The organism is Thermomicrobiales bacterium, assembly GCA_023954495.1.
Classification (GTDB): Bacteria; Chloroflexota; Chloroflexia; order Thermomicrobiales; family CFX8; genus JAMLIA01.
Map to the genome: position 1 here is coordinate 1 of JAMLIA010000015.1, position 19,287 is coordinate 19,287.

Annotated in this window: 11 protein-coding genes; 5 read left to right on the forward strand and 6 right to left on the reverse strand. The window is 64.2% G+C overall.

What is annotated here, in order from left to right:
- From M9890_04660 to M9890_04675, 4 genes are all read left to right on the forward strand, one after another.
- Positions 1 to 364: hypothetical protein (locus M9890_04660; GenBank protein ID MCO5176254.1), on the forward strand; the 364-nt coding region annotated here is incomplete at its 5' end.
- The gene (locus tag M9890_04665; GenBank protein ID MCO5176255.1) at positions 357 to 2,507 is read left to right on the forward strand and encodes a GAF domain-containing protein; all 2,151 of its coding nucleotides are present in this window, start codon (positions 357 to 359) and stop codon (positions 2,505 to 2,507) included. The genes M9890_04660 and M9890_04665, both read left to right, overlap by 8 nt.
- A gap of 89 nt (positions 2,508 to 2,596) precedes the next feature.
- Positions 2,597 to 4,831: a FixH family protein gene (locus tag M9890_04670; protein ID MCO5176256.1), complete on the forward strand. Its 2,235-nt coding sequence runs from the start codon at positions 2,597 to 2,599 to the stop codon at positions 4,829 to 4,831.
- A 23-nt stretch (positions 4,832 to 4,854) separates the two neighbouring features.
- Positions 4,855 to 6,816 (forward strand): right-handed parallel beta-helix repeat-containing protein, encoded by a 1,962-nt coding sequence (locus tag M9890_04675; GenBank protein MCO5176257.1) that lies wholly within the window; start codon positions 4,855 to 4,857, stop codon positions 6,814 to 6,816.
- Positions 6,817 to 7,111: 295 nt separating this feature from the next.
- Here M9890_04675 and M9890_04680 read toward each other — a convergent pair whose 3' ends face one another.
- The 6 genes from M9890_04680 to M9890_04705 form a co-directional block, all read right to left on the reverse strand.
- Complete coding sequence (locus M9890_04680; GenBank protein ID MCO5176258.1) at positions 7,112 to 7,405, reverse strand: cupin domain-containing protein; 294 nt, start codon at positions 7,403 to 7,405, stop codon at positions 7,112 to 7,114.
- 91 nt (positions 7,406 to 7,496) lie between these two features.
- The gene (locus tag M9890_04685; protein MCO5176259.1) at positions 7,497 to 9,095 is read right to left on the reverse strand and encodes an amidohydrolase; all 1,599 of its coding nucleotides are present in this window, start codon (positions 9,093 to 9,095) and stop codon (positions 7,497 to 7,499) included.
- Between the two features lie 44 nt (positions 9,096 to 9,139).
- The gene (locus M9890_04690) at positions 9,140 to 10,408 is read right to left on the reverse strand and encodes an ArgE/DapE family deacylase (GenBank protein ID MCO5176260.1); all 1,269 of its coding nucleotides are present in this window, start codon (positions 10,406 to 10,408) and stop codon (positions 9,140 to 9,142) included.
- A gap of 111 nt (positions 10,409 to 10,519) precedes the next feature.
- On the reverse strand, positions 10,520 to 11,422 hold the full coding sequence (locus tag M9890_04695) for an ABC transporter permease (GenBank protein MCO5176261.1): 903 nt from the start codon (positions 11,420 to 11,422) through the stop codon (positions 10,520 to 10,522).
- Entirely contained in the window at positions 11,419 to 12,360 is a 942-nt protein-coding gene (locus M9890_04700; GenBank protein ID MCO5176262.1) for an ABC transporter permease, read from the reverse strand. The genes M9890_04695 and M9890_04700 overlap by 4 nt, the downstream gene beginning before the upstream one ends.
- Before the next feature lie 64 nt (positions 12,361 to 12,424).
- Positions 12,425 to 14,191: an ABC transporter substrate-binding protein gene (locus M9890_04705; protein MCO5176263.1), complete on the reverse strand. Its 1,767-nt coding sequence runs from the start codon at positions 14,189 to 14,191 to the stop codon at positions 12,425 to 12,427.
- A gap of 638 nt (positions 14,192 to 14,829) precedes the next feature.
- Here M9890_04705 and M9890_04710 point away from each other — a divergent pair.
- Positions 14,830 to 18,408, forward strand: a complete 3,579-nt coding sequence (locus M9890_04710) for a vitamin B12-dependent ribonucleotide reductase (GenBank protein ID MCO5176264.1) — start codon at positions 14,830 to 14,832, stop codon at positions 18,406 to 18,408.
- The last annotated feature ends 879 nt before the right edge of the window (positions 18,409 to 19,287 follow it).

The following is a 19,287-nucleotide window of genomic DNA, read 5'->3' on the forward strand; positions in this document are numbered from 1 at the left end:
GGCGATCTTTGGTGGCATCTGGGGCTTGCTGTATGGTGCGATCCTGAATCTGACCGAGTGGCCATGGGCCGCGCCAGGGCTGGATACGCAGGCCGGACTCTACTGGCTGCCCGGGATGGGCATCGGCGAGGCGCTGGCGGCGTATGGACGCTTCTATTTGACCACGTCTCTGGTTTACGATGCGTTCCGGGCAGCCGCCAATGTCGCACTGGTCGTCGCGCTCGGGCAGCCGCTGGTTCGGCTGCTGGATCGCTATCGTGACCGCTTCACCTGGTATCCATGGGTGGCGGTCGAGGCGGGCGATCTGTTCGATACTGTCGGCGATGCCGACCGGCCGATGATCGGGGATCGCGCACATGGCTGATGACGACGTCAGCACATCGTCAACTTCGTTCGCATTGGGCGCGGAGCAGCTGCTGGAGCGCATCGGACAGGCGCTGGTGTTCGAGCCGCGACCGGAGATCGTCGTGCGCTCGGCACTCGATGCGCTCGTCTCCGAGGTGGGTGCGACGAGCGCGGCGGTCTACTTCACCGACACGGAGCGCGGTGTCGCGCATCCTGCCTACACACTGAACTACCCGCCGGAAGTGCTGGCGCGCGTTCATGACATATCTCTCGACGTTCCGGCGATGTCGATCCTGGCAATCGAGACCGGCGAGGTGATCGCCATCGGTTCGCGCGCCGAAGCGCCGCCCGATATCGGATTCAGCCTGCAGCTTGCGGACGTGATGGGGATTCGAGCGTCGGCAGCCGTGCCACTGATCGCGGGCGGACGCACGCTCGGTGTACTGGTCTTCAACCTGAGCGAGGAGCACGCGTTCACCGATGACGAGGTGCGACTGCTCCGCCACGTCGGCGATCAGATCGCAGCAGCGGTCGAGCGCGCGCGGCTGGAGGACAAGCTCACCCGCCACGCGCAGGAGATGGATCTGCTGCACTCGATCGCCATCGCTGTTTCAGGCGAGACCGATCTGGACGCCATCCTGAAGGCTACGCTGTCGCGGCTGGCGTCGCTGATTACGTTCGCCGGTGGAGTGATCGCGCTGGTTGAGGGAGATGACCTCGTCGTGCGCGCTGCGCATGATCCGTTCGCCCCGGCATCGGAAGGTCGCCGCCGACCACGCGGCATCGGGCTGGGCTGGATCGTCGTTGAGACGGGAGAGCCGATCCTGAGCAACGATGTTGTGGCCGATCCACGACGGGCGCGCTTCGATCCATCGCGCCAGTTGCCCGGCTCCTATATGGCGACGCCGCTGGTCTGGCGTGGCAAACCATTTGGCGTCTTGCAGCTCGCCGCCGAAGCGCGCGGTGCCTTCCGCCCTGCCGATCTGGCGCTGCTGCAGACGGTTGGCACGCTGATCAGTGGGCCGATTGAGCTGGCGATACGCTATCAGGCCGAGGTCGCATTGCGCCAGGAGCTCAACCAGACTACTGCCCGGCTGGCGGCGATCCTTGAGCACGCGCCAATGGGTGTCTTCTTCTTCGATCGCGAGCATCGGCTGGCCTACGCCAATCAGGCGTGCTACGACGTGTTGCAGATCCTCCCGAAGCGTGAGCTGTTGCTGGGTCGATCGTGGGTGGAGCTGGCTGACATGCTGGCGAGTCGACGCTGGGCTGGCCAGCCGGATCAGCTCGCGGGCCTGATCGCGTCCACTCAGAGCATGCGCGACGATGTCATGGTGGACGACTTCCCGCTGCGCGAGCCGGACCAGGTGCTGCGCCGCATTGCCGCCCCGGTCTATGAATCCGGTGAGTTCTCCGGCCACCTCATCATCCTGATTGATGCCACTGCCGAGCGACTGGCGCTGCGTCAGGCGGAGCAGGCACTAGCGTTGCGCGACCGGTTTATCAGCATCGCCTCGCACGAGCTGAAGACGCCGCTGACCTCGATCAAGGGCACCGCCCAACTGCTGCTGAAGCTGCACGGCGCTGGCCACCTCGATCTCCCACGTGCGATGCGCTCGCTGGCGACGATCGACTCGCAGGCGGAGCGCATCGGGCTGCTGGTCGACGATCTGCTGGATGTCTCGCGCATTCAGGCCGGCCGGATCGAGCTGCGCAAGGAGTCGGTCGATCTCGTCGCAGTCGTCAACAGCGTTGTCGTTTCGTTGCCGGAAGAGGCCCGCCGCCGCATCCAGCTTGAACTGCCAGCGACGCTGCCGGGCCAGTGGGATCGCCTGCGACTAGAGCAGATCGTGCACAACCTGCTGGATAACGCGCTGAAGTACTCGCCTGCTGATGCGGACGTCGTCGCGCGGCTGGTCCGTGATGGCGGTGACGCGGTGCTGACGGTGTCTGATCGCGGCGTCGGCATTCCCACCGGCGACCTGCCCGCGCTGTTCCGGCCGTTCGCGCGCGCCTCGAACGCCGCCGATCACGATATCTCCGGCCTCGGGCTGGGCCTCTACATCACCCGCCAGATCATCGAGGCGCACCGCGGCAGCATCGTCGTCGCCAGCTCCGAGGGCGACGGCTCGACGTTCACCGTGCGCCTGCCGCTCGCATAGGCAGCCTTTCACTCACTCACCCGCCCGAACCAGATTGCACCGACCGGTGTATAGGAGATAGAACCCGGCGGATATGAGAAGAGGCGCGGATGAGCACGATCGACCTGCACGACGACACATCATCCCCGATCTCGGACCGTCTCCGCCGCCGGACGCCCTCGCTGCCGCGACGTCTCTGGCTGGTTGTCGCGCTGGCCGGGCTACTGGCCATCGCCGGCCTGATCGTCTACTTCACGACCGACATCGGCCGCGCGCGACCCACGCAACCTGCGGCGATCGTGCCCGATCTGCTGTTGTCGCAATCGTGGGATGCGAATTCCGGCGAGATGAGTAGCGTGCATGCGTTCTGGCCCAAAGACCAGACGGTGAGCGCACTGCCGGGCGTGCAATTGCAGGCTAACCCGATCGTCTCACCAGACGGTCGGCAGGTGGTCATCAGTGGCTGGTTGGTTACTGATGACACGGTATCGACCGTGCTCTATGCGTTCGACAGCAGCACAATGGCCGAGCAGTGGCATGCGGATCTGCTGAGCGAGCCGGTCGATCCCGACAGCAATCGGACGGTGTCGAAGGTCGCGATCAGCAGCGACCGGGTCTACGTCGCGAGCCATCGCTGGCAGTCGAGTGACCCGATCGAGTTGACTGTGCTCGACCGGGCAACTGGCGCGCAGGTGGCGCGAGTGGATCTGACGGTCGCTGATCCGGCCGCGAACCAGCCGAGCGTTTACATCAATCGGGCAGGCACCGAGCTGTATCTGCTATTCGGTCTCTGGAACGGACCGCCGGACGCCCCCACACCCGGCGGAACCGGGTACGTCCGCTTCGCGCTCCCCGATCTGCAGGAGCTCGATCGTCGGATGCCACTGTCAACCTCGCCACTTGCTGCCACTGGTTGGGGCGGTCTGCTCGGCACTGATACCCCGGTGCTTTACAGCACCATCAGCGGTGGTGAAACGGTGAGGCCGAGGGTGCGGTTCCTCGATCTGGCGGCCGGGCAGGAATTGCCGTCGCTAACGATCCCATTTACGAACCCGAGCGGTCTCTTTCAGCAGGGTATCTCACCCGATGGCACACGGCTCTATGTGTTTGATCCGGTCGCTGAAGAGCTGGCCGTCGTTGATGCTGCGACACGCACCATCGAGCAACATGTCTCCGTCGATATGACCGTTGGCGCGGTCGGCGATGCAACCGCCCAGCAAACAGCAGCTGGCGGCTACTTCTACTTCGGCGGCAGCCCTCTGCAGCTCTCACCGGACGGTGCCATGCTGTACGCCATCGGTGTGTCAGCAACCAACGGCGTGAACGAAACACGTGGGGTACTGGTCATCGACACGCGCACCTGGCAGGTCGTTGATCGCTGGCTGATGGATACTCATCCGTGGCAGATGATCGTCGGTGGCGACGGGCATTACCTCTACGTGCAGACGGTTAGCTGGGGTGCCGATGGTCGCAACGAGTTCCGCATTGTCGATACGACGACCGGCCAGGACGATTTCACGGTCGATCTGCCTTCCGGCACGATCTGGTCACTCGCGGGGCTGTATCAGGACACCTGGGGGCGCGCACCGGCGATCGAAGGGGTCGATCCGAAGACAATACGGGAGTCGGCCTCGGGTAAAGTGGTGCCGTTCGCCAGGCTCGATATCGCCGTCAGCAAGGCGAATGTCATTTCCGGTGATCCGGTCACGGTCGAGGTGCGCTTCCTCGATCCGAAGTCTGGCGAGGTCGTGCGAGACGGGCAGGATGGCGTGCGCTTCGCGCCGCCCGACCACGTCCAGGCGACGTTCAGTCGCGGAGCTGACCGCTCGAAGGACATGACGATCGTCCTGGCGCAGGCGGAGTACGGCGTCTATCGCGGCGCGGCGCGGCTTCCCGGCGTAGGCGGCTGGTCGCTGACGGTGACGGCACGGACCTCCGGCGAGCCGCTGCGGCGCATCAACCAGCCGAGTGCCGTCGTCGTGCAACCGGCGGCCATCGGCAGCGACGGCAACCGCTACGCTCTCCACATCACGACCGACCCGCAGACGCCAGTGCGCGACGAAGAGTTCACCCTGTACGCGGAGTTCGTTGACGTGCACACCGGCGCACCGATTCCGGCTGGCGTCACGCTGCCGAACGGCGCGCCAGACACGATCGCCATCAGCCTGTTGCCGGCCAACGGCAGCGGTGTGACGACGACGAAGCTTCTGCCGGATGGCGACGGCACCTATAGCGGGACAGCGACGGTCTGGCTCGCTGACGTCTGGCAGATCAACGCCAATTACGACGGTGATGGCTCCGATGGCTCGGTGCCGGTTGTATCGATCAAAGTGGGTGCGCCATGAGACGGGTAGGTGAGGGAGCCAGTATGCGCAGATTCATCTATGTGGTTGTCGCGACGCTGCTGCTGACAGCCTGCGCCGGTGGCAGCGACGCGACCTCGACGCCGGAGCCGGTGAGTGAGGCGACGGCCGCGCCGACCGCCACCGCCACGACCGCACCCAGCCCGACCGCGACTGCGACGCAGGCTGCGACACCGACCGCGACCGCCTCGCCGACGGTCGGCCCTCCAACAGCGACCGCCGGACCGACTGCCACTCCGGCACCGCCGCTGACCGAGCTGCAGTGCGGCGCTGAGATCGCCACAAGTGTCACGCTGGCCAACGACATGGCCTGCGATCCGATCGCGATCGTCGTGACCGGCGACAACCTCGTGCTCGATCTGGGCGGGCGGACGATCACCGGGCCCGGGCCGGGTAGCCGCACCTGGCCGATGCCGCGGTTCGACATCGCCGGGGTGATCGTGCGCGGCAGCGGCGTCACCGTCCGTAACGGCACTGTCTCTTCGAGCGGCATCGGCGTGCTGGTCGATGGCGGTAGCGCGGCGCGGATCGAGCAGGTCCAGACGCTCGGCAACTACTACGGTATCTATCTGTACGAGGGTGGCGGCAGCACGATCGATGGCAATGTCGTGCGCGACAACGTCTACGGCCTGCATTTGCAGCAGACGACCGGCAACACGCTGACGAACAACAACCTGTCGAAGCAAACGCACCACTCTCCGGGCGGGTACGGGCTGTATCTCTACAGCTCGTCGGGCAATCGGATCGAGGGCAACACGATTCAGGAGAACCTCAACTGGGGGCTGTGGTTCTCCGACTCGAACGACAACGTGATCGTCCGTAACAACATCATCGGCAACGACCCGCAGGTTAGCGACGACTCAGGCGGCAACATCTACTTCGATGAGGCGACCCGCGAGGGCAACTTCTGGTCCGACTACGCCGGGGCGGACAGCAACGGCGACGGCATCGGCGAGGATCCCTACACGATCGGCGGCCCCGGACGGCTCACCGATCCGTACCCGTTCATGGCGCAGGATGGCTGGCAGGGCCGCACGACCGCGACGCTCGGCGTGACAGAAGCCGCGCCGCCGTCGGAGAGTCCGCCGCGCGCCTACGTCCAGTTGGAGAACGGCGACATTGCGGCGATTGATTCGGCGAGCGGCACGCTGATCGGCTCGTGGTCAGTTGGGGCTGCGCCGCCGAGCATGGCGACAAGCTTCGACGGCACGCGCCTCTACGCCATCGGCGGCGATGGCGAGGCTGCCAACGTGCTGGCGATCGACACCAGCAGCGGTCAGGTCGTCGAGCGCTGGGAGATCCCCGGCGCGCAGGTGGTCGCGGCGATGTACGACGGTGCACGGGTGCTGGCCTCCTCGCAGCAGGGGCTAACCGAGATCGTGCTGGAGACCGGCGAGCTTCGCCCGCAGCATGACGGCGCAGACGCGATCGCCATCACGCCGAGCTGGAAGCACAACCTGGCCACCGTCACCGCCGCAGATGGTGAGGTCAGCGTCGTCTACCTGCCGAATCAGCACGCGCCGTACTCGTTCGCGCTTTCGGGCGCGCCGGTGCAGGTCGTCGACAACCGACCGGGCACGCGCCTCTTCGCGCTGGTCGATGGCGAGGCGGATGTGCTGGTCGTCGATACCGAGCAGTTCGCCATCACCGACCGCATCCCGCTCGGCGACATCGATCCGGCACACGCCCGTATGGCCCCGTCGCCGGACGGCACGCTGCTCTACGTCCTCGACACGGAACATGGCCGCGTCGTCGCCATCGATCTCGGAACGAAGAAGATCGTGGCGGATGCCGAGATTGATGCTGGGCTGGGCGTCGATATCTCGATCAGCGCCGATGGCGACTGGATCGCAGTCGCGGTCGCCGATGGCGGCAGCAGCCGGGTGGCTATCTACGACCACTCGCTGGCGCTGTATCACGCCGTCATGCTCGGGCGGGTGCCGGTCGCAATCGTGTCGCCGCGATAGGGACGGTGGCTGACGGTGTGACACCTACTGAGGTGGACGTGTGTCTGGCCGGGCGTATGCAATACGCACTTACATGATTGATATGCGCAACACCAACGGCCTTTTGTAGACAGACGGAATACCAGCAGAGGGCATGCGGTAATGTAGGGGCGTATTGCATACGCCCGTTTGGCCCCCAACCCATTCCGATCAGTAGACACGGCGTCCGGCTGCCATGTTGAACAGGCGTGTGTCTGGCCGGGCGAATGCAATGCGTCCTACACGGATAACGTGATCTTCGCCAGATACTGCGACGTTACGGCTTCATCTCGATCTCGACGAAGACGAATTCGCTGTCGTTGTTGTTGATCACGTCGTGTTCGACGCCCTTGCCGCGCGAGTAGGATTGCCCGGCGACGAGGTCGGCGGTCATCTGGCCATCGGGTGTTTCCAGCAGGAGCTGGCCGGTCGTCATCGGGACGACGACGTAGTCGTACTCGTGCTTGTGCCAGCCGGTGTGCGCGCCGGGGGCGAAGCGCCACTCGGTCACGATCGCGCGCTCGGTATCGAGCTGCCGCGTTGGCACGGCGTCCGGTCGTTCTGCGGTCATCTGTGGTCCTCCCTTTCCCGTCAGCACATCGCCATCCGACGGGTATGGCGCGGCCAGCCGAAAGCTCCGGCTGGCCAGCCTCGTGACGATCTTACCCCTCGTAGACGGTTTCGCCGCCGATGATGGTCTGCGAAACCGGAACCTTGCTGATCTCCTCCGGCGCGACCTCACGCGGGTCGCGCTCCAGTACGACGAAGTCAGCCAGCATGCCTTCGCGGAGCATGCCCTTCTGGTCTTCCTCGAACGTCGCATACGCGCCGTTGACGGTATAGAGCGGCAGCGCCTCTTCGACGCTGATCGCTTCCTCCAGCGCGTACGACTGGCCGCTGCCGGTGCGCTCGGTGACCGACACCTCGATGCTCTTCAGCGGCTCGAAGGACGACACAGGGCAGTCGGACGAGAAGACGACCTTGATGCCCGCGTCGAGCAGGCTGCGGAATGGGTAGGTGAGCTGGACGCGATCCAGCCCCAGATGGCGGATGAAGCCGTCACCGTACTCAGTGATGAAGATCGGCTGGGTGACGATCAGCACCTGCATCCTGGCGATGCGCTCGACGATGTCGGGCCGCATGATGCCGCAGTGCTCGATGCGATGGCGGTGGTTGGCGCGCGGACAGGCCGTCAGCGCCTTCTCGTAGGCGTCGAGGACCATGTCGATACCCCGGTCACCAATCGCATGAACTGCGATCTGGAAGCCGGCCTTGTGGGCCTGCATGACGTAGTTGTCGAGGTCCTCCTGCGGCATCATCGTCAGCCCCAGGTTGCCATCGACCGGGTCTTCCAGGAACGGCTGGGTGACGGCGGCTGTGCGGCCGATCAGCGAGCCGTCGATAAACAGCTTGATCGGGCCGATCTTGAGCCGGTCGTTGCCGAAGCCCTGCTGCATGCCCAGCCCGGTGATGTGCGGCAGGAGCGTCTCGCGGATCATCAGACTCGTGCGCGGCTTGAGCTTGCCCTCGCGCGAGGCGATCTGGAACGCCGCGACCTCTTCCCACGTCAGGCTCATCGCATCCTGACTGGAGGTGATACCAGCCGCGACGTAGGCCTGGCTGCAACGCTCCGCTGCCTCGACGTAGTCATCGACGGTCGGCGCTGGGACGGCGTTGCGAACGGCGTCCTGCGCCGATTCGTGCAGCACGCCGGTCATCTCGCCGTGCTCGTCGCGGACGTAGTGCCCGCCCTGCGGATCGACCGAGTCGCGGGTCAGGCCGGCGCGTTCCAGCGCCAGCGAGTTGACCGAGCTGAGGTGGCCCGAGCCGTTGACGATCATGACCGGGTGGTTCGGTGCAACGGCATCCCAGTCGTGGCGGGTTGGGTGGCGGCGGTCGTCGAGCTTGTTGTCGTCGTAGCCCCAGCCGGTGATCCAGGTGCCCTCTGGCGTCGCAGCGGCACGCTCGGCAACCAGCGCCTTGATGTCCTCGATCGTGCGGACGTTCGGGTAGCTGGCGTTGATCTGGCCGAGGTTGCGGCCGTAGATCAGCATGTGATTGTGCGCTTCGTTGAAGCCCGGCATCGCGAAGCGGCCGCTCAGATCGAGTGTGGTGTAGCCGCGCGGCAGCGCCGATTCGACCATTGCGCGGTTGCCGACTGCGACAATGCGATCGCCGATCATACCAACTGCCTCGGCCGTCGGCCTCTGCGGGTCCATCGTGGCAATCGTGCCGTTGGTGATCAACCGTGACGTTACCATTCAGGCATCGCCTTCCTCGTGAGTATCGAACTGCTCAATCCGGCTCAGGACTCGTCAGCGCCGCACCATTCGAGGACGAACGCGCCGAGTACCTTGGCGGCACGGTTGAGCGATGCCAGATCGAGCCACTCGTCGGCGGCGTGCGCGCCCTCGCCGGATGCGCCGTAGCAGCCGGCCGGCATGCCCTTGAAGTTGAAGTAGCGCATGTCATTCACGCCAGTGCCGGAGCGCATCGCCATCTCCTCGCCGGTGACCGTCTTGTGCCACTCGCCGAGGCTGATGACGGATGGCTCGTCGGTCGAGACGGTCGAGCCGCTGGTGCGGAAACCGTCGTAGGTGATGACCGGCGGGTTGTCGCGCAGCCACGGGTCGTTATCAACGACAGCCTGGATGGCGCCCTCGACCTCGGCGCGAATCTCGGCGACGGTGCGGCCGGGGTAGTAGCTCAGGCGGCAGTGCAGTTCGCACTCACCCGGCACGGTGCTGGGCCAGTCGCCGCCCTGAATGACGCCGATGTTGAGGTTGATCGGATGATCGAAGTCCGCGAACGCTGGGTGAGATGTCTCGTTCATCCTGGCGTCCAGCGCTTCGAGTGCCTGGATGATTGGCACCGTCTTCGAGATCGCGTTGACGCCGCGCGTCGCCCAGGCAGCGTGCGCCGAGCGACCGGACACGAGCACGCGGAACCACATGACGCCGACGTGGGCGTTCGTGAACTCGCCGTTCGACGGCTCGGTGACGACGACCGCGTCAGCCGTGTAGCGACGGCTGGCGTCGAGCGCGCCGTTGCCGGTGCACTCCTCCTCGATGACGCTCTGGACAATCAGGTCGCCCTTGAGCGTAATGCCGAGGTCGCGCAGAACGCGCGGTAGGAACATGTTGATGGCGACGCCGCTCTTCATATCCAGCGCGCCGCGCCCGTACATCTTGCCGTCGACGATCTCAGCGGCCCACGGGTCGTGGGTCCAGTCGGCCAGCGGCTCCGGGCTGACGACGTCGATGTGGCCGTTCATGATGAGCGAGCGCCAGCCGGCACTGCCCTTGGCGGTTGCCGCGACGTTGGGACGTCCGGCAAATGGCACGCCGCTGTCGCCGGACTCGTCCAGTTCCTTGAGCGATTCGTCGATCTCCCAGACGTCTGTCTCCATGCCGCTCTCGCGCAGGTAATTGGCGATGAACTCCTGGATCTCGGCTTCCTGCCCGAGGACGCTGCGGAAATGCACCAGGTCGGCAACGAGCTGGACGAGCTCGTCGTGGCGCTCATCCAGCGCCTTCCACAGGCGCTCGGTAACGGCATTCGGTGCGGTGGTCATTGCATTTCCCCTCACGATAGACAACTTCCATCCGGCGTTACCGTTGGCCGCGGCTATGCCGGTGGTTACACAGAGAAGAGCGGCCGACACGATCGTATCGACCGCTGTAGATTAGCGCTGATGCAGACTTGGGTCGAGTGCATCGCGCAGGCCATCACCGAGGATGTTGAAGCACAGGATCACGATGAAGATCGCAAAGCCCGGTGCGAGGATGACGTGTGGCGTGTCGGTCATGTAGCGGCGTCCGGCGGCAACCATCGCGCCCCATTCCGGTGTGGGAGGCTGCGGACCCAGCCCGAGGAAGCTCAGGATCGATGCCGACAGAATCGCCGTCGCCAGCTGGAGCGTCGCGTAGACCAGCACCGGCGCGAACGAATTCGGCAGGATGTGGCGCATGATGATGCGTGAGTCGCCCGCTCCGACAGCCTGCGCCGCCTCCACGTACGTCTCGGACTTGGTGCCGAGGACCGCGCTTCGGGTAACGCGGGCGAAGACCGGGATTGAGCCGATACCGACGGCGATCATCACCTCGTAGACGCCCGGTCCGAGCGCGGCGACGATGGCGATGGCCAGCAGGATGCCCGGCAGCGCCAGCATGATATCCATCACCCGCATGATCGGGTTGTCCAGCTTGCGGAAGTAGGCGGCCAGCAGGCCGAGCGTGCCGCCGATGCCGAGGCCGAGCCCGACCGCAAGGAAGCCGATCGTCAGCGAGATCCGGCCACCATGCAGGATGCGGCTGAAGACATCGCGCCCCAGCTCATCGGTGCCGAACCAGTGTTCACTGGACGGCGCGAGCAGCCGCGCGCCGGATTGGGCCTTCTCCGGATCGTACGGCGAGAGCACCGGCGCGAGGATGACGGCGATGATGATCAGCAGCAGGAGGATGCCTGATGCTGTTGCGAACCGGTCGCGCGCCAGCATGCGATACCACGCACGCGATGCCTGCCGGGGCGGCTCTTCCTGTTGTGTGCGCAGGCTGTCCCGCGTTTGGTCAGCTGGTGTAGCGGTCATGACAACCTCACTCGCGGGTCAAACAGCCCATACGATACGTCGACGATCAGGTTGATCAGGACGAATGCCGCAGTCAGGACGAGGATCGGCCCCTGGACCATCGGGAAGTCGCGATAGTTGATCGCGCCGACGATCATGCGACCCATGCCTGGCCAGGAGAAGATCGTCTCCGTCACAACCGCGCCACCGAGCATGAAGCCGAACTGCAAGCCCATGACGGTCATGGCCGGCAACATCGCGTTCTTCAGCGCGTGGCGATAGATCACCACCTGATCGGAGAGACCCTTTGCTCTTGCGGTGCGCACGTAGTCGCGGCGCAGCACTTCCAGCATGCTGGAGCGCACAACGCGAGCGAGCGCGGCCACCTGGAAGTAGCCGAGGGTGAACGCCGGCAGGACGATGTGCTTCCAGCCATCTATCGTCCAGAGTGGTCCGCCGCGGCCAGAGATTGGAAACCAGCCGAGCTTGCCACCGAAGAGCCAGATCAGAATCAGGCCGATAAAGAAGATCGGGAACGAGATACCGAACAGCGCGCCGGCCATCGACAGCTTGTCCCAGATGGTGTTGCGCTTGACTGCCGCGATGACGCCGAGCGGGATCGCAACGATCGTTGACCAGACCTGAGCGACGAGGACCAGCTCAAGCGTGTTCAGGAATGTGTTGCGGATCTCGGAGTTGACCGAACGGCGGCTCACGAGCGAACGCCCCAGGTCGCCCTGGATGACGTTGCGCATGTAGGTGAGGTACTGCACCGGCAACGGTTTGTTCAGACCGAGCTGTTCGCGGATGTTCTCGACGGTCTCACGCGGTGCAGTCGGACCGGCGATCATCTCAGCCGGATCACCGGGGGCGATGTGGACGATCATGAAGATGATGATCGATGCACCGATGAGGACCGGGATCATCATGGCTAGCCGGCGTAGAAGATAGGCTCCCACGTTTCCGTCCCATCCAGAGAGATGCGGCGGCGAGTGCCGCCGCATCCTTGATGTTTGACGTCGGTTAGTCGGTCAAGGAGACGTCGAGGAGCTTCCAGGAACCCATGGAATAGAGGCCATAGTACTGGAATCCCTGAACATCGTTCTTGCGCACGCCGACGAGCTGATATGGGTGGAAGAGCGGCATCCAGAAGGCGGTCTCCATGACGCGCTCCTGGATGTTTGCGTACGCCTCCATCCGGCCCTCGTCGGTCTCTGCTACGCGCTCTTCCTGCAGCCAGCCATCGACATCGGGATCGTCGAAGCCGAAGCGGTTCGGAGCCGGTTGGTTGGTTGAGAGGAAGTAGAACATCAGGATCTCGTCCGGCGTCGAGTGCGGCATGTTCATCAGCATGATGGTGTGCTCGCCGGCCGCCAGCCGTGCCCAGATGGCCGCCTCTTCGATCATGACCGACTCGGCCTCGATGCCGACATCAGCCAGGTTGCTGGAGAAGAGCCCCATCATCTCCTGGTTGGTGTCGTTGGCGGTCACGTAGAACGGGATCGTCAGGCGAACGCCGTCCTTCTCGCGGATGCCGTCGGAGCCTTCCACCCATCCGGCGTCGTCGAGAATCTGCTTGGACTGCTCAGGATCGAACTTGTAGCCTTTTGCTTCAGCATCGGCCCATGCGCCCTTGATCCACGGGGCAACAGGACCCCAGCCAACCTTGGCGTAGCCGTACAGCAGCTCGTCCACGATCTGCTCACGGTTGATGGCGTGGAAGACCGCAAGGCGCACATCCTTATCCTGCATGATCTCCTTGCGCAGATTCATACCCAGGTAGGATGTTGAGCCGCCCTGACCCTCAATGACCTCAATGTCGCTGCTGGACTCAAGGTTCTTGGCGTCGTTCTCCGGCAGCTCCGGCGTGATGTGAATGCCGCCCGACTCGAGCTCGAGGACGCGGGTGGTGTCCTCCGGGATGATGCGCATGACCAGCTTGTCGATATGAACCGGTCCGGCGTTGTCGTAGGCCGGCGGGCCCCAGGTGTACTTGTCGAAGCGAGCGAACGTGGCCTCGGCGCGTGGCGTCCAGTTTTCGAACTTGAACGGGCCGGTGCCGTCGACCTTGAGCGTGCCGTAATCGTCGCCAGCCTCCTCAACAAATCGCTGGTTGAGAATGGCGGCAAAGCCGGTGCCGAGGTTGATCATCAGCTCGTTGTTGCGATTGGCGAGATTCAGCACGAGCGTCGTGTCGTCCGGCGCGTCAATCGTCTCGATGCCGGCGATGCGGTAGCTCGTCGGCGAGGCGGTCTCCTCGGCGAGCCAGCGCTCGATCGTGTACTTGGCGTCGGCCGAGGTGAACGGATCACCGCTGTGGAACTCGACGCCCTCCTTCAGCTTGAAGGTGTAGGTCAGGCCGTCGTCGCTGATCTCCCACGAGTCGGCGAGACCCGGGTCGATCGTCGCCAGGTCGTATCCGACGGTGACGAGCGTGTCCTGAATCTTCAGGATCCAGTCGGTCGCGATGACCGCCGTCACCTTGTGCGGGTCGAGCGATTCCGGCTCACGGTCGCGGCCCATGATGAGCGTGCCACCCTTGGTCGCCTCACCACTGCCCGAATCCTCGCTGTCGGATGTGTCGCTGGTTGCCTCACCGGCCGGCTCAGTGCTGGCACCCGATGAGCTGCCCGAATCGCCGTCATCGTCATCGTCGCCACCGCAGGCGGCCAGCAGGCCACCCAGCACCGGCACGCTGACGCCGGCAACCGCCAGGCGCTGCAGCAGGCTCCGCCGCGTAAGTGCGCTGCCCATCGGTAGGACAGATCGCAAGATGACATCATCGTTCATTACGGATTCCTCCCCACTCACGACGTTGCTTCCCAAATCTGCGCAACAAAATTGAGCGCAGCGTTCAGGAAACGTTTTCGTCTTTCTCCCACTCCAAGGTATCCTACGAACGCTGTGACCAAAATGTCAACGAAGATGCTGCGCGTTGCGCAGCACGCGTTCGGCCCGCGAACGTCCTCAGGTCGATCCGAACCACGATCGATCTGACGCCATTCGGGACAGTCTGTCACGGTCAGGCGACAATCCTCACTTGCGCACGCGCCAGCAGAGCGATAGAGTGTACGTACACCCTGCGTGTGATTGACAGGCAGTCACATCTTTACGGCTCTCGTGGGGCGGTGTACACTACATCTTGCGGTGGTCGCGAACTTGCACTACAAGATGTGCCACCGCCGGTCTGTCGCAGCATTCAAGCGGCAGATCCCCCGGGACATCTCAAACGGGGCTATCGGCAACGGCAGGGCGCAATCCGGTGAGGTGTACGTACATCAGCCGGGAACTGCTGGTCGGTACCACTGAGGTGAAGCAGGTGTAGTCGAGAACCGGGTGTGCGGGCGAGGCGCAGCCCATTGGAAACGCTCGGCGGCGTGGTCAATCCGTTTTCAGATTGCTTGCGCTGGTTGTGAGGAGATCGTTGGATGGCTGACTCTATTCGTGATGCTGATACCGGCACTGTGACGACGCATGGCTTCGCGCCGGTTCGTCCGACCGCGCACGAGCGGCGTGGCAACGGGTTGCGCGTCGAGCGCGTGTTCACCACTGCGGGAGGCGATCCCTACGACAGTATTGAATGGGCTCGCCGGACATCGCGCATTGCCAACCCGGACGGTTCGGTCGTCTTCGAAATGGAGGATGCCGAAATCCCGGTCAGCTGGTCGCAGGTCGCGACCGACATCATGGTCTCCAAGTACTTCCGCAAGGCGGGCGTGCCGCAGTATGACGCCGAGGGTAACCCGATCCTCGCTGCGGATGGCTCGCCGGTGCTCGGCCCGGAGCGCTCCGCCAAGCAGGTGATCAACCGCCTGGCTGGCACCTGGCGCTCGTGGGGCGAGGAATATCACTACTTCGCCAGCGAGGCCGACGCGGCGGCGTTCGAGGACGAGTTGCGCTACATGCTGGTGCACCAGATGGCCGCGCCGAACTCGCCGCAGTGGTTCAACACCGGCCTCAACTGGGCCTACGGCATCACCGGCCCGAGCCAGGGTCATACCTACATCGATCCGCTCACCGGCGAGCTGCGCGAGTCCGACGACGCCTACTCACGCCCGACGCCGCACGCCTGCTTCATCCAGTCGGTCGATGACGACCTCGTCTCCGAGGGCGGCATCTTCGATCTGGTCACGCGTGAGGCGCGCGTCTTCAAGTACGGCTCCGGCACCGGCTCCAACTTCTCCAAGCTGCGTGCCGAAGGTGAGCCGCTCTCCGGCGGCGGCACCTCGTCCGGCCTGATGAGCTTCCTGAAGGTCTTCGACCGGGCGGCCGGCGCGATCAAGTCGGGCGGCACCACCCGCCGCGCGGCCAAGATGGTCGTGCTCAACATGGACCACCCCGACATCGAGACCTTCATCAACTGGAAGGTGCTGGAAGAGAAGAAGGTCGCCGCGCTGATCGCGGCCGGCTACTCCAGCGACTTCAACGGCGACGCCTACGCGACCGTCTCCGGCCAGAACTCGAACAACTCCGTCCGCGTCACCTCCGAATTCATGAAGGCGGTGCAGGACGACGCCGACTGGGATCTGACCTGGCGGACGAACGGCAAGGTCGTGCGCACCGTCAAGGCGCGAGACCTCTGGAAGCAGGTGGCCGAGGCGGCCTGGGCCTGCGCCGATCCGGGCGTGCAGTTCGACACGACGATCAACGACTGGCACACCGCGCTGGGCTCTGGCCGAATCAACGCGTCGAACCCGTGCTCCGAGTACATGTTCCTCGACGACACGGCCTGCAACCTGGCCTCGCTGAACCTGATGAAGTTCTACGACGCCGACAGCAACACGTTCCGCGTCTCCGACTACCTGCACGCGATCCGCGTCTGGACGATCGTGCTGGAGATCAGCGTGTTGATGGCGCAGTTCCCGAGTCCGGAGATCGCCCGCCTCTCCTACATCTTCCGCACGCTCGGCCTCGGCTACGCCAACCTCGGCTCGCTGCTGATGACGATGGGCCTGCCGTACGATTCCGAAGAGGGCCGCACGATCTCGGCAGCGCTGACCGCGATCCTGACCGGCGAGTCCTACGCGACCTCAGCCGAGATGGCCCGCGAGCTGGGCCCGTTCCCCGGCTACGGCGAGAATCGCGAGCACATGCTGCGGGTGATCCGCAACCATCGCCGCGCCGCCTGGAACGCGCCAGCCGGTGATTACGAGCAGCTCTCGGTGCTGCCGGTCGCGATCAACCCGGAGTTCTGCCCGGACGATCTGCTCAAGGCTGCCCGCCACTCGTGGGACCGCGCGCTGCTGCTCGGCACCGAGCACGGCTTCCGCAACGCCCAGGCGACGCTGCTGGCACCGACCGGCACGATCGGCCTGCTGATGGACTGCGACACAACCGGCGTCGAGCCGGACTTCGCGCTGGTCAAGTTCAAGAAGCTGTCCGGTGGCGGCTACTTCAAGATCGCCAACCAGTCGGTCGCTCCGGCGCTGAAGAACCTCGGCTACAACCCGGCACAAGTGAACGACATCATCCGCTACGTCCTCGGCACGCTCAGCCTCGACGGCGCGCCGCACATCAACCGCGACTCGCTGCTGGCCAAGGGGCTCAACGACGCTGACATCGCCAAGATCGAGAAGGCGCTGCCGGGTGTCTTCGAGCTGCCGTTCGCTTTCAACGTCTGGACGCTTGGCGAGGACGCGCTCGTTCGTCTCGGCCTGACGCAGGAGGAGTGGACGAAGCCGGGCTTCAACCTGCTCCGCGCGATCGGCTTCAGCCAGCAGCAGATCGACGAAGCCAACGATGTCATCTGCGGCATGCAGACGATCGAGGGTGCGCCGCACCTGAAGGACAAGCACCTGCCGATCTTCGACTGCGCCAACCGCTGCGGCAAGCATGGCCAGCGTTTCATCCATTACATGGGGCACGTCCGGATGATGGCGGCGACGCAGCCGTTCCTGTCCGGCGCGATCTCGAAGACAATCAACATGCCGAACGAGGCGACGGTCGCCGACATCGAGAACGCCTACCACGAGTCGTGGAAGCTCGGCATCAAGGCGATGGCGCTGTACCGCGACGGCTCCAAGCTCTCGCAGCCGCTCTCCAGCAAGTCGGACAAGGAAGCCGAAGCGGAGAAGGACGAGGAGGCCGACGAGCGCGCCGCCGAGATCGCGGCGCTCAAGGCCGAGCTGGCCGAGATGCAGAAGATCGCTGCCCAGCTCGACCCGGCCCAGGCGGCCAACCCGCGTACCGTCACCACGAACTTCCGGCCGACCCGCCGGACGCTGCCGGCCAAGCGCGGCGGCTTCACCCAGGAAGCGCGCGTCGCCAGCCACAAGATCTACCTGCGCACCGGCGAGTACGACGACGGCCAGCTCGGCGAGATCTTCGTCGACCTCCACAAGGAGGGCGCGGCGATGCGGTCGCTGATGAACTGCTTCGCCATCGCCGTCTCGAAGGGTCTGCAGTATGGTGTGCCACTGCAGGAGTTCGTCGACACCTTCACCTTCACGCGCTTCGAGCCGCAGGGCATGGTTGATGGTCATCCGAACATCAAGATGGCAACCAGCATCATCGACTACGTCTTCCGCGTCCTCGGACTGGAGTACCTGAACCGCACCGATCTGGTGCAGGTGCCGCCGCAGGAATCGGCGACGAACTTCGGCGAGATGCTGCCGCCGGAAGCCAAGTCCTCGGCAGCTCCGGTCGCGGCAGCCGCACCGACCCCGACCGCGACACCGGCCATCGCGCCGACGAACGGCAACGGGAATGGCAATGGCCGCGCGCACGTGAATGGCAATGGCAACGGCCACAAGAACGGCAACCATGCCGCCCCGAAGGTCGAAGCCCAGCAGGCGCAGGCTACGACCGCCGCGCCGCAAGCCAGCGTCGCCACCGAACCAGCGCCCGCACCGGTGCTGGATGGCGGCGTCAGCCAGCAGCTCTCCAGCATGATGGGCGACGCCCCTTCTGCGACGTCTGCGGCCACATCACCGTCCGCAACGGCGCCATACAAGTGCCTCAACTGCGGAACAGCCTCGGCTGCTCGTGGTGGAAGAGCGGGCAGATAATTCACCGATGGCAACTAGCGAATTGCTACAGACTAGGTTGTCATCGGTGAATCCTCATGTTGTGACTTCGCCATAGCGGAGATGCACGTTGTCTTACCAATATTTGTTGACGCAACTAACCTGATTCATGGGCGAACCGGCGAGAGGCTCAGAGCCTATTGCCTCGTTGTCTGGCGGGTCGTACCGACTGGGGCGAGCATCAGTCGAGGAGTTTCGCCCGGCGCGATGGTTTCACCGCTGGATGGGATGGCTTCTGGTCGATACGATTGGCGGAACTGCGTTTGTTCCGGATGGCCTCTCTGGCTGGGAAATGGGTACTAATCGTGATCCAAGACGCAAGGCTGAAGACGACTCATCTAAAGCGAGCGCAACAAGCACTTGGTGATGATGCCTCAGTTATCTGAAATGACCTTTGTATTCGTGACTCCTCGGCGATGGTCATGAAGAAAGATTGGCAGAGGGAGAAGCGCCAAGACAAGATATTCAAGAACGTAGTTGCCTTCGATGTGATGATCTAGAGACGTGGGCTTGAGCAGGTTCCGGCTGTCTATCTTTGGGTTTCAGAAATAATCGGTACTACTATCGCCGGTTTGCAAACCATTGATGCGTTTTGGTCTGACTGCAGTGCGACGGAACCAGCCTTTGATTCTCAACTCATCTATTGCTGGACGAGGCGCTGCTCGCGACATTAGTGAACGACTGGCCGCAAAGTCGTCGACGATCCCATCTGTGGTGATTCACTTGATGAAGCACTCCGCGTTCTTGTCGCAGCCATTCAGTCGCTCCCTCAGTCGGAATCGGATATTGCGCGAGCGCGATCCGTCATTATTGACGATCCCACTGCGTGGAGGCGGATCTCACTTTCAGCGTCTCCACTCA